The sequence below is a fragment of the Cardiobacteriaceae bacterium TAE3-ERU3 genome, from assembly GCA_019218315.1.
Taxonomy (GTDB): Bacteria; Pseudomonadota; Gammaproteobacteria; order Cardiobacteriales; family Cardiobacteriaceae; genus JAHUUI01.
Genome location: JAHUUI010000001.1, coordinates 26,977 through 40,046 on the forward strand (window position 1 = coordinate 26,977; position 13,070 = coordinate 40,046).

Sequence of the window (13,070 nt, forward strand, 5' to 3'; positions counted from 1 at the left end):
CTGCGCCTAATCAAGCAGCCGGACAATGCCGGCTGCCAAATCTCAAGATTTCAATCAAAATTGAAATTATTTGATCCAACCTTGCTCTTTGTAGTAACGCTCAGCACCCGGGTGCAGTGGAGCTGAAAGTGCATTACTGATCATTTCTTCCTGCTTGAGGTTTTCAAATGCTGGGTGGAGCTTCTTGAAGCGATCAAAGTTTTCAAATACCGTCTTGGTGATTTCATAAACGGTATCATCAGGTACGTCTGCAGAAGTGACCAATGTCGCATATACACCAAATGTTTCTGTGTCATCAGGTGTACCGTCGTACATGCCACCTGGAATAGTTACCTTGGCAAAATAAGGATTGTCAGCGACGAGCTTGTCAACACCTTCACCTGTCACACTCACCAAATGAGAAGCACAAGAAGCTGCTGCTTCTTTGATTGCACCTGAAGGGTGGCCAACAGTGTAAGAAATGGCATCAAGGTTATTGTCACACAGTGCTGAAGCCATTTCAGCTGGCTTTAACTCAGACGCAACAGCAAATGGGTTTTCGCCCCAATCATTTGCTTCGACCAATACGTCCATAGTCGTACGCGTACCTGAACCAGGGTTACCGATATTAACGCGCTTACCTTTCAGATCATCAAAAGAGCTAATGTTCGCGTCAGTACGCGCTACAACGGTAAACGGCTCTGGGTGTACAGAGAAAACTGAGCGCAGATTTTCGTTTTTCTTGCCCTCAAACTCACCCTCACCATTGTACGCACGGTACTGTGAGTCAGATTGAACGATGCCCATTTGGCGTTCGCCAGCTTCTAAAGCATTGAGGTTATCAACTGAACCGCCGGTAGATGGCGCATTACACTTGATGCCTGTTTCTTGGGTATTGCGGTTAACCAGCTTACAAACTGATTGACCAACAACATAATAAACCCCAGTTTGACCACCAGTACCAATGGTAACGATCTGACCTTCTTGAGCAACAGCGGTATAGCTCAGTGCTACAGCGGAAGCGAGCAGACTGGCTTTAAAAAAATGACGCATAATATCTCCTACTTGGTTAATCGGCGCGCACCGCATTATATTCGCAATACGTTGCACTATTTTTTGTTTTACCATTAAGCAATCACGTCACGCAAGTATCAATACTACAACAACCATGTATTCACCCACCCCTACAGTATCTAAATATATTGGTCGGTTTGCGCCAACACCTAGTGGCGCACTACATTTTGGCTCTTTGATTGCGGCGCTTGGCAGCTATCTTGACGCACGCGCCCACCATGGACAATGGCTACTGCGCATTGAAGATGTTGATCGTGTGCGCAGCAGTATGCGCCATGCCATAGACATCCAAGCCACTCTTGCTGCGTTTGGGCTCACTTGGGATGGTGAAATCCGCACACAAAGCAGGCATATTGATGAGTACTTAACAATCCTTGAAACACTGAAAGATCAGCTCTACCCTTGTGGCTGCAGCCGTAAAATGTGGCATGCAGTCGCAAAAATGGGCGAACTCGGCCCAATTTACCCGGGGACTTGTCGCCAACATCCATTCACTACCCTATCACCACAAGACGCAGCTATCCGCCTCAAGCTACCAGCTCAAACAATCACTTTTTACGATCGGCTTCTGGGTAGCTGCCAATATCACCTGCAAGATGACATTGGCGACCCAATACTGCGTCGCCGTGATGGTGATATTGCTTACGCACTTGCCGTCACGATAGACGATGCTCTCCAAGGCATTACTGATATTGTACGAGGGCAAGACCTTACTGCAGCAACAGCCATACAGCTGTATTTACAGCAATGCCTTGGCTATAAGACCCCACGCTATCTTCATCTACCTCTGGCACTAGACGAACACGGCAGAAAACTCAGCAAACAAAATCACGCCCACCCGGTGGACAGATCAGACCCGCTGCCTGCGCTACAATCTGCGTTAACTTTTTTAGGGTTGGAAACGGCACCTTACCGAAATACCAATGACTTATTAAAATGGGCCACCGTGCACTGGTACGAAAAATACGCCAATAGGGATTCTCAATCCTACAATTAAGAGTATCGCTTCATTAAGAGCTTATAAAGCAGCGCAACTCATAGCCATAAAAAATACTAATAATTACACTTTTATCAATTCAAAGACATAGAGTGTACCTTTACTACGCCCCCTGCTTTTGTAAAGCAAAGCGCCCTTGCGCTTGTCCTCTCAGTCAACTATATTAACCTGATACTATCAATCTGACTGAATCTACCTAAATCATGGAGGCTATGATGGCAGAATTACAAAAGTGCTATGAAGTACCGGCTGAATTTGTTGAAAAAGGACACATCGACGCAGCTGCCTACGAAGAGCTATATCGCTATTCAATTGAGCATCCAGACAAGTTCTGGGCTGAACAAGCCGAGAAGCGACTGAGCTGGTATAAAAAGTGGGACAAGGTACACAACAGTGATCTGAAAGAAGGCCGTATCCGCTGGTTTGAAGGTGCTGAACTCAATGTAGCTTATAACTGTATAGACCGCCATCTGGAAGAACGCGGCCGCCAGACCGCTTTTATTTTCGAGCACAATGAAAAAGGCAAAGCTTATAGCGTCAGCTATCGTGAGCTACATACCCAAGTGTGTAAATTTGCCAACGTACTTAAAAGTATGGGGGTTAAAAAAGGCGATCGCGTGTGCATTTATATGCCAATGATTGAGGAAGCAGCCGTTGCCATGCTGGGCTGCGCACGCATTGGCGCAGTGCATTCTGTCGTATTTGGTGGATTCTCACCCGATGCACTCGCAGACCGTATCGAAGATGCGCAGGCCAAAATCGTCGTCACCTCGGATGCTGGTTACCGCGGCAATAAGTTCACCCACGTTAAGCGCAGCGTTGATAAAGCACTGCGTAAAACCAACATCGTTGAAAAAGTCATCGTCGTACAAGTGAACAAGGAAGAGATCTATTGGCAAGAAGGCCGCGACGTGTGGTATCACGAAGTCATGCGTAATGCTTCGGCCGACTGCCCTTGCGAACCAATGGATGCCGAAGACCCTCTTTTCATCCTCTATACTTCCGGATCAACCGGTAAACCAAAAGGTGTGCTACACACCACGGGCGGCTACCTGCTCTATGCAGCGACCACGTTTAACTACACCTTTGACTACCATGAAGGTGACGTTTATTGGTGTACTGCTGATATTGGGTGGATCACCGGCCACAGCTATTGCGTCTATGGTCCACTTGCCAATGGCGCGACTTCGCTGATCTTTGGTGGCGTCCCAAATTACCCGGACCCAAGCCGTTTTTGGCAAGTTGTCGACGACCACAAAGTTAATATTTTCTACACCGCACCAACCGCCATCCGGGCATTGATGCGCGAAGGTGATGAGTTCGTCCAAAAAACTGACCGCAGCAGCTTACGCATCCTCGGTACAGTGGGCGAACCAATCAACCCGGAAGCATGGCATTGGTATCATGAAACCGTCGGTAATGGTAACTGCCAAGTCATCGATACATGGTGGCAAACAGAGACTGGCGGCCATATGATCACCCCACTTCCCGGCGCGACGCCACTCAAGCCCGGCTCGGCATGCAAACCATTCTTTGGCATTGAGCCTGCGCTCGTTGACCAAGAAGGCAAAGAGCTCGAAGGTGCTGCAGAAGGTATTCTCATCATCAAACAAGACTGGCCCGGCATGATGCGCACTATTTGGGGCGACCAAGAACGCTTTGTACAAACCTATCTTTCAGCCTATCCGGGTAACTATTTCACGGGCGACGGTGCACGCCGTGATGAAGACGGTTACTACTGGATCACTGGGCGCGTTGATGACGTACTCAACGTCTCTGGCCACCGACTCGGAACGGCCGAAATCGAAAGTGCGCTCGTATTGCACAAAGCCGTTGCTGAAGCAGCAATCGTTGGCTATCCACACGACGTCAAAGGCCAAGGTATTTACGCTTACGTGACCTTGATGAATGATGCCGATCCATCTGACGCGCTCAAAAATGAACTGGTCAAATTTGTGCGCAATGAAATGGGGCCAATCGTCAGCCTTGATGTCATCCAATGGGCACCATCGCTACCGAAAACGCGCTCTGGCAAAATCATGCGCCGCATCTTGCGCAAAATCGCAGCCAATGAAGTGGACAGCCTCGGAGACACCTCAACCCTTGCTGAGCCGCAAGTCGTTGATGATCTCATAGAAAACCGAGCTAATCGCTAGTCAAATCTTCCGTCATTTTTTACATTAACCCGAAGCAGATCGACGCAAAATCGATCTGCTTCATGCTATGATCACATGACAATCTCTCAATGTGAGCTTTGCCATGCGCTTTTTATCTGCCGTTTGCTTTTTAGCCCTTTGTACGACATCTGCAACAGCACTTTCTGCGCCCACGTGGAATGCTACGACACTCTCTGACAGTAAAAATAACACCATCAGCGCCATCAATCGCCTGATAGAAGGTGAGAATCCTTGGGCAAGAAATGGCATGTCTCAAGAAGAAGCAAACGAGATCCGCGCTCAAATGGTATTTTCCGGCCAAGCACACACTTTTGACACACTCGATAATCGTACTGAAATACTTGCGCAGCTCAGCGAATCCTTACGCTGGACGGATGAACGCATCCCACTGTTATACCTGATCAGCCAAGCCTACAATGGCAATGACGCACGATCAGAACTCAACTTATACCAAGCCATTCTTGAAAATGACCGCGACAGCGCCGCCTATGCTTTTGCTCAGCTTGATCAGCTCAATCAGTCATTTAATGGCGCACTGACTGACAACATCGCGCAGTTATGGCAATACCATGGTTTCACACTGCGTGATATTTACATTGACCACGGGCAAGATCGCCCTGATATCTGCCTTGATTTCAGCCAACCTTTACGTGGCTTACCGGCAGGCAATTGGCAGCAATCAATTGAAATATCACCAGCGCCAGTAAGTGAAGGCCGCTATCTCGGCGATCAAATTTGCTATCGAGGCCAATACCAGCAAACCTACGACGTCACGATTAATGGCGCTCTCGAAAGCAATAATGACCTCACTCTTGGCGACAGTGAAACCCGCACCATCAATACCGGCGACCGCGATCCGATGATTCGCTTCGGCGAACGCGGCAAAACCCTGAGCAACCTCGCCAATGCACAAAACATCGCCATTGAAAGCAGCAATGTTGACCGTATCGACGTTGATCTATGGCTCATCCCGCAAACGAACTTGAGCAATACCGACCTAACCGACGCTATTGAACATCCACAGGACTACGGCAATTTTCGCTCACCTTCATTCCTCGACAAAAATGCCAGCAAACTCTACAGCGGCTTCTTCACCGTAAGCGGTGAACCCAACACCATATCGAGCAGCAATATCGCTTTCACTGATATGGTCGAGCCAGAGCAACGTAAGCCCGGTGTTTACATCCTGCGTATCAACAACCCTGCTGAAGAATACAGCGACGCACAAATCATCGGCTTTACCGTCAGTGATTATGGGCTAACCGCCTATTCCAGCGACACTGGCCTGTGGATCGACATGCGCCGCCTCGATAACGCCAAGCCTGCAACCGGACAAGAGGTTATTCTCTACGCTTACAACAACAGCGAACTCGGCCGCGCTACCACCGACGACAACGGCATGGCGGCATTCACCCAAGCACAAATCAGCGGCACAGAAGGCGACCGCCCCAGCCACTTGGTCAGCAGCGACGACAGCCAACTCACCTACCTCAATTTACGCGACAGCGGCTATGACCTTTCAGACAAAGGCCTCGATGGCAAAATTGACACCAGTCCACTGCCATCATGGGCGTGGATCGAACGCGGCATCTACCGCCCGGACGACACCCTGCATGCACTGTGGCTGGTCAAAAATCCAGATTTCACCCCGTATCAAAGTACTCCTCTGTGGCTCACTTTGCGCAGACCTGACGACGTAGCGCTGGTCAGCCAACCGCTCACTTCAGGTGACCACGGCAGCTATCAATTTACACACACATTCAGCCCCGACGCCCCGCTTGGATTGTGGACACTGAGCTTAACCCTCGGCGAATACGGACCGGTAATCAGCGAACAAAACGTACGCGTCGATGCCATCGTTCCGCAGCAAATAGAAGCCCGGCTGCAAGCCGAACAAGCACCTCACGACGGCCAGCCCTACCAAACTACCTTGCAAGCAGATTGGCTTTATGGCGCTGCCGCGACAGACATGCCGCTCAGTAATCAATACCGCATCGAAGCCGCCAATCGTAGCGCTTTTGCCGACCAATGGAAAAATTGGCAGATTGGCCGTCACGATGAACAAATTGACGCCACACTAGTATCACTACCCGATGGCACAACCGACGATCAAGGCCGCTATACCATTCGCATTAACCGTCTTGAAACACCATTTACCACCGCACCACTCGTACTCACCCTCAAAAGTGAACTTCATCCGCTCAGCGGACAGTCCATTACAGCCAGCGACACACAAATTATCGAGCGCGATGATCCGTACATCGCCTTACAGGCCGAACAGCGCACTGCCCACATCGCTTCATTAAATAGCGACGGCAACATTCAACCAAGCGAAGTACACTGGCAACTCTCACGCCTCACAGAAGACTACTACTGGTACTACGACGGCAGCAGCTGGCAATACCAAGCCAATACCACCAGTGAACCCGTCAGTAACGGCAACCTCAGCATTGGCGAAGAGCCAGCCCAACTCTCACTCGACATTGATGATGGCCTCTGGCTGCTCGAAGTGGAAGGCGACAACCCACAAACCGCGGCCAGCCTGCGCATTGCTTATGGTGAACAAGCGCCCGATCCGCAGCAAAATGGCCCGCAAACCATCCGCCTAACACCTGAAAAGACCACCTACAGTGACGGCGATACCGTGCGCGTACAACTACAAGCCCTCTTCGATGGCAGCGGCAACATTCATCTTGCCCAACGCGGCATTATCGCAACCTACCCCGTCACCTTCCGCGACGGTCAGGCTGAGCTTGAATTCCCGTGGCAAAATGATTGGCAAAGCGGCATTTGGTTACTCGCCAGCGGCTGGAATCAGGATCAAAATACCCGCACTCACCGCGCGGTTGGCTTGACTTGGCTTGGCGACGATCTTGCCACACGGCGCATCCCGCTCACCATTGACAGCCCTGATATCATCAGCGACAGCGAACAACCGATAACCATCACAGTACACACTGAAGATGCGGATAACGACACGCTGGTCAATATAGCCGTGATTGACGACGGCCTTTACCAGCTCGCAAAAGCCACCTTTACTGACCCGCTCAACGCCCTGTTTGGCAAAAAGCAACTCAACATCTCTTTCCATGATGTTTGGGGCAGCATCATCCGCCAAATTGACGCACGCCAAGCTGCATTGCGCAGCGGCGCAGGCGCTGATGAAGCGGGCAGTGCGCTCGAAGCACTGCCGGATGTGGACGTCTTGCTGCTGAGCAAATGGTCCGGCCCGCTATCTATTGATGAGCAAGGCAATGCAACCTATCAAATTGATATTCCACAGACGTTTAATGGTCGCCTGCGCGTCATGGCTGCCGCATACAACGGCGAACGTACTGGCCATAGCGAGCAAACCGTCACCGTCAAAACACCGCTGATCAGCGAACTCTATACCCCGCGCTTCCTCAGCCCCGGCGATCAAGGCACCATGCGCTTACGCCTGCACAATACCACTGACCAAGCGCAGACTTACACCTACGCCATTGATGCTGATCAGGGTATTGAGTGGCAAAATGCTGCCAATCACGGCAACATCACGCTCAATGCAGACAGTGCCACCGTACTCAACATCCCTTATCGGGTCAGCACACAAAGCGGCACCATCAGCATCAATGCCAATATTGATGACGGCAGCAAACAGCATGTATTTGATACATTCGTCGACGTACGTCCGTTGAGCCTGCCAATCAGGCAAACACGCTATTTATTGCTCGACCCGCAAAGCGACAATACCCTGATGACGGACAGCGAAGTAACCATTGCCATCGCGCAATTGCCGTGGCAAGGCGAACAAGTTCGCCAAGCACTTAATGACTATCCTTACTACTGCAGCGAACAAACCGCATCAAAGATCAACGGTGCGCTGCTTGGCGACGACAGTACCCTGACCAACCTCATTGCCCGACTGCAAAACAAGCAGCAACGCAATGGCGGCTTCAGCTTATGGTCTGGCGGCGAAAGCGACTTATGGCTCAGCGCATACAGTGCGGATACATTGGCAATGGCCAACCCCGATGATGCCGCACTCACGCGCAGCCTCAGCTATTTGAACCAACAAATTAATCAGGTCTCAGCGGACAGCAACATTGATCCAGCCGTTGCCTACGCCCATTACGTGCTCGCGCGCCACACGCCACCTGCACGCAATGCCACTCAAGGCGCACTGATCCGCTACAGCAAAAGCCTTGCCGAGCCATTGCCAAACAACGCATCTAGCTACGAACTCGCCATTGCCCTGTTGCAATTTGGCGAGACCCGCCGCGCGGAACAATTGCTCAGCAATATTGACCCGGACCTCAGCATTGATCCGTTGCCGCAATATGCGGACGCACTCAGCAACCAATTGCACACCCTCGCGCGGATAGACGAACTGCTCAATCATCAGATGCCGATCAATCAGGGCATCCGCGACGAACTGCTCAACCGCTATCAAAACCTGTTAAGCGCGACATTAGCGGCCTTGCAAGACAACAGCGCACGCAGTACGCAAACGCTCGCATGGATGGCGCGCCTCAGCAAGCAGCAGCCACAAAATTCGTCTGCAAGCGCAACCATCGACGGGCAAAGCCTCGCTGGTGACATGCGCAAATTTGCAGCAGGTAACCACAGCATTGCCAACCCGACGGACAGCGTACGCTACGCCATCATCAGCGATTGGCGCACCATTGCCCCTGATAGCGTCGAAGAATCCGGCTGGCGTATTCACATCGATTACTACGACGAACAAGGCAACCCTGTTGCAGACAACGCCACCACGCTGAATGCACAAATAACCGCTGTGGTCGAAATGAGGCGTGAGGATAGCGCCATGCCAGCAGACATCATCTTTGCTTACCCGTTTGCCGCCGGCTTCTCTGCCCCGCCTTTAAGCGACAGCGATCAAGCCCTGAGTAATCTGGAGCACATTGCATCAGCGCCCGAACTCGACTGGCCGGACATGCAGGAAAACCGCGACGACCGACACATCGCGGCCTTCCACCTCAACGCAGATGAAAGCACCATTCACCATGCCTTCACCCTGCAAGCAGCACGCCCCGGCAACTGGTACGCTGCCGGTTACGGTGTAGAAGACATGTACGCACCGGCAAATTATGCTCGCTACAGCGCCCAGTATTGGCGCATCAAAGACAATACGCAGCAATCTGGCATTAACGACTTACCGGTGCCAGAGCTCTCATTACAATCGCTGATTGAACATGATACTGAGCTACCATCAATTCAGCTCGAATCTGCTTCAGAATTAGACGACGGCACCACGTCTGAACCGGTTCTTAAGCTTGAGTCGACGAATAATGAAAGTACTCAATAAATATATGGCGATGTGACTTGCACCGAGCAAACCACGGCCAATCCCGACGACACAAAACCGACATGGATTCAAAACCAGAACTCCATGTCGGCTAACCATTACCGCACATATACTTTATAATATTGTGCGAATCCAATTATGGTTAACCAAGGAGTACAAAATGGGTACACGTACCGAACACGACACCATGGGCGAAGTCCAAGTCGACAGCGAAGCGTATTGGGGCGCGCAAACCCAGCGCAGCTACCAAAACTTCAAAATTGGCGGAGAAACGCTGCCTAAAGCATTAATCGAAGCGATGGCATTGGTCAAAAAAGCCGCAGCGAAAACCAACGTTGGCCTTGGCCGTATCGAAGAAAAGCAAGCTGATTTGATTATCGAAGCCGCTGACGATGTACTTGCAGGCAAGCTCGATAAAGAATTCCCGCTGGTCGTGTGGCAAACCGGTTCCGGCACGCAGTCGAACATGAACATGAACGAAGTACTCGCCAACCGCGCCAATGAAATCGCCGGCACAGGCCGTGGTGCGTACCAGCCTGTTCACCCTAACGATCACGTCAACCACGCGCAGTCCACCAACGACTCGTTCCCAACGGCCATTCACGTCGCAGCAGCGCGCCAAATCAACAGCCTGTTGATTCCAGCGGTCGAAAAATTGCGCGACACGCTCAAGGCCAAATCCGAAGCATTCAGCGACATCGTCAAAATCGGCCGTACCCACTTGCAGGACGCTACGCCACTGACGCTTGGTCAGGAATTTTCTGGCTACGTCAGCCAGCTCGACCACGGTCTTGACCGCCTGCAAGATGCGCTTAAAGGATTGTATGAACTGCCACTTGGCGGCACAGCAGTCGGTACCGGCCTCAACAGCCACCCCGATTATGCGGTCAAAGCTGCGGAAAACCTCAGCGAGCTGACTGGCTTGCCATTCGTCACTGCGCCAAACAAATTTGAAGCACTTGCAGGCCGTGACGCCGCAGTTTACGCTTCCGGCGCGTTGAAGACGCTTGCCGTCAGCCTCAACAAAATTGCCAACGATGTACGCTGGCTCGCCAGTGGCCCACGCTGTGGCTTCGGCGAAATCACCATTCCTGAAAATGAGCCCGGCTCATCAATCATGCCTGGCAAGGTCAACCCAACCCAGTGTGAAGCACTGACCATGGTCTGCTGCCAAGTTGTGGGTAACGACACCACCATCACCATGGCTGGTTCAGCAGGCAACTTCGAGCTGAACGTCTATATGCCGGTCATTGCCTACAACCTGCTGCAATCGATCCGCCTGCTTGGCGACGCGTGCAACAGCTTTGAAGAGCACTGCGCTTCAGGTATCGAGCCGGTACGCGAAAAAATCGACTACTTCCTGCATCACTCATTGATGCTGGTCACGGCACTCAACCGCCACATTGGCTACGAGAACGCCGCTAAAGTCGCGAAAACTGCGTACAAGAAAGACCAATCACTGAAAGAAACAGCGGTTGAGCTCGGCCTGCTCAGCGCAGAAGAGTTTGATAAATACGTGCAACCACAAGACATGGTCGCACCGAAATAAATTACACCATGTACCGAAGTCCTCGCTATAGCGAGGACTTTTTATATCTAACGTAGACATATTTCTACTATCGAAGATAATGTAAAATAGTCCGAACAGACTACAGTTTGAGTCAACAAAGTTTCTGTCGAAACAGCGCAAATTTATTCGCTTCTCTAAACACAGATAAATTTATAGAGTGGCTGTTCCACCAATCAGTTATCTGGAGAACAGCCATGACAAAAACCGTTGTTGTTGCATTTGGCGGCAATGCTTTAATTGACGATTCAGGTGATACTTCTTTTCCACACCAATACGCGTGCCTGACCCGTACCGCCGGTCACATTGCCGACCTCAAGGCAGATGGTTGGAATGTTTTGGTGGTGCATGGCAATGGGCCACAAGTTGGCTTTTCCCTACGCCGTTCGGAGTTGGCAAAAGCAGAAGTTTGCCCGATTCCAATAGATTACGCCGTAGCCGAATCGCAGGGTGCGATTGGCTTTATGTTCCAGCGTGCACTAAACAATGAAATGCGACGCCGCAACATAGATTGTGACGTTGCTGCCGTGGTCACACAAGCGGTGGTAGATGTTGATGACCCCGCATTTCACGCACCCAGTAAACCCGTTGGCAGCTTTTTAACCGAGGCTCAAGCCAAGCACATGCAAGCGCAATTTGGCTGGACGGTGATGGAGGATGCCGGCCGTGGATGGCGGCGTTGCGTTGCCAGCCCGAAGCCGAAGCAAGTGGTAGAAACCGGCATGATTCAGCGCTTATTGGCGCGTGATGCCATCGTCATCGCCGGTGGCGGCGGTGGTATTGCCGTCAGCGAAAATGCCCACGGACAATTAGACAGTCTTGAGGCTGTGATTGATAAAGACCTCACTGCGGCGATACTCGCTACCGCATTGCAGGCAGATTATTTATTGATCCCCACCGGTGTGCCAAAAGTCGCCGTACGCTTCGGCCAGCCCGACCAACAATGGCTGGATCAACTGGATGTTGCTCAGGCGCAAGCCTTAATCGAACAAGGCGAGTTTGGCAAAGGCTCAATGCAGCCCAAAGTCGAAGCCCTGTTGCAATACATCGCCGCCTGCCCACAAGGCTGTGGCGTGATCACCGATCCACCATCCATGCTTGATGCCCTTGCCGGACGCAGTGGCACACGCATTCAGGGCGAACCATGTCCATCAGCTGTGTAGATCAGCGCATTATTGCCGACCTGCCACTGCTACAACACGGTTGGCAGGTCGTATCAGTACACCGCCATGTCGTCAATCTGCGCCACGACCAACACAGCACCCTGTTGGCGTTAGTCGATCACAGCGTGGCTTGTGGCCCTCGACAGCTGCGTTGTCAGGGTTCATTACCGAGTCATCCAGTGGTCTTACGGCGCATACTGTCCCAGCTAGCCACGAATCTACCGACCCCGTTTGACTGCACCTTACAACCACCCGATACGACACTGAATCCAACGTCTTTGACAAGCGCATGGCAGTATTTGGCTGACACAGCAACTACGCCAACGGATACCTTCAACCAACAACTACAACAGCATTTACAACACACCATCCATACGCTGCTAAACGCATTAACCGACAACACGCCACTTGATCCTGCCGTACAAGCACTGATTGGTTTAGGGCATGGTCTCACGCCAAGCGGTGACGACTTTTTAGCCGGATTACTGATTGCTTTGAGCCTGCCGAGCAGCCCATTGGCACACTGCCGCACACAACTACAACACAGCATACTGCGCCACCACTACCGAACCCACCCCGTTTCAGCGGCCTTTTTGGACGATGCCATACGGGTGCAGGTCAGTGAACCGGTGCAGACATGTGTCACCGCCCTACACCAAAACCCCGACACAAACACCGCCACAGCAATCCAAGCACTCACCAACCTCGGCCATCGTTCCGGCCACGACATACTCAGCGGCCTACTCGCCGGGCTACCGCATGATGTAGCGCAGCGTGCGTTATTATGCCCATACCACTAAACACC

7 protein-coding genes are annotated in these 13,070 nt (G+C 51.6%); 6 read left to right on the forward strand and 1 reads right to left on the reverse strand.

The genetic code is table 11. From position 1 onward, the window contains the following. Window positions 1-66 precede the first annotated feature (66 nt). Window positions 67-1,032: a TAXI family TRAP transporter solute-binding subunit gene (locus KRX19_00110; GenBank protein ID MBV7433422.1), complete on the reverse strand. Its 966-nt coding sequence runs from the start codon at window positions 1,030-1,032 to the stop codon at window positions 67-69. 115 nt (window positions 1,033-1,147) lie between these two features. Here KRX19_00110 and gluQRS point away from each other — a divergent pair, with 115 nt between their 5' ends. The 6 genes from gluQRS to KRX19_00140 all read left to right on the forward strand — a co-directional run bounded on the left by gluQRS (window position 1,148) and on the right by KRX19_00140 (window position 13,065). After that, on the forward strand, window positions 1,148-2,050 hold the full coding sequence (gluQRS, locus tag KRX19_00115) for a tRNA glutamyl-Q(34) synthetase GluQRS (protein MBV7433423.1): 903 nt from the start codon (window positions 1,148-1,150) through the stop codon (window positions 2,048-2,050). Window positions 2,051-2,265: 215 nt separating this feature from the next. Then, the gene (acs, locus tag KRX19_00120) at window positions 2,266-4,206 is read left to right on the forward strand and encodes an acetate--CoA ligase (GenBank protein ID MBV7433424.1); all 1,941 of its coding nucleotides are present in this window, start codon (window positions 2,266-2,268) and stop codon (window positions 4,204-4,206) included. Between the two features lie 103 nt (window positions 4,207-4,309). Continuing rightward, the gene (locus KRX19_00125) at window positions 4,310-9,535 is read left to right on the forward strand and encodes a hypothetical protein (GenBank protein ID MBV7433425.1); all 5,226 of its coding nucleotides are present in this window, start codon (window positions 4,310-4,312) and stop codon (window positions 9,533-9,535) included. Window positions 9,536-9,695: 160 nt separating this feature from the next. Continuing rightward, the gene (fumC, locus tag KRX19_00130; protein ID MBV7433426.1) at window positions 9,696-11,084 is read left to right on the forward strand and encodes a class II fumarate hydratase; all 1,389 of its coding nucleotides are present in this window, start codon (window positions 9,696-9,698) and stop codon (window positions 11,082-11,084) included. Between the two features lie 215 nt (window positions 11,085-11,299). After that, window positions 11,300-12,265 carry a carbamate kinase gene (locus KRX19_00135; protein MBV7433427.1) on the forward strand — a complete coding sequence of 322 codons (966 nt, stop codon included), beginning with the start codon at window positions 11,300-11,302 and terminating at the stop codon, window positions 12,263-12,265. Beyond that, complete coding sequence (locus KRX19_00140; protein MBV7433428.1) at window positions 12,247-13,065, forward strand: DUF2877 domain-containing protein; 819 nt, start codon at window positions 12,247-12,249, stop codon at window positions 13,063-13,065. Before KRX19_00135 ends, KRX19_00140 begins: the two co-directional genes overlap by 19 nt. Window positions 13,066-13,070: the final 5 nt, after the last annotated feature.

Coding starts and splice junctions, on each gene's coding strand:
- KRX19_00110 (MBV7433422.1), bottom strand. CDS start 1,032: ATGCGTCATTTTTTTAAAGCCAGTCTGCTCGCTTCCGCTGTAGCACTG.
- gluQRS (MBV7433423.1), top strand. CDS start 1,148: ATGTATTCACCCACCCCTACAGTATCTAAATATATTGGTCGGTTTGCG.
- acs (MBV7433424.1), top strand. CDS start 2,266: ATGGCAGAATTACAAAAGTGCTATGAAGTACCGGCTGAATTTGTTGAA.
- KRX19_00125 (MBV7433425.1), top strand. CDS start 4,310: ATGCGCTTTTTATCTGCCGTTTGCTTTTTAGCCCTTTGTACGACATCT.
- fumC (MBV7433426.1), top strand. CDS start 9,696: ATGGGTACACGTACCGAACACGACACCATGGGCGAAGTCCAAGTCGAC.
- KRX19_00135 (MBV7433427.1), top strand. CDS start 11,300: ATGACAAAAACCGTTGTTGTTGCATTTGGCGGCAATGCTTTAATTGAC.
- KRX19_00140 (MBV7433428.1), top strand. CDS start 12,247: ATGTCCATCAGCTGTGTAGATCAGCGCATTATTGCCGACCTGCCACTG.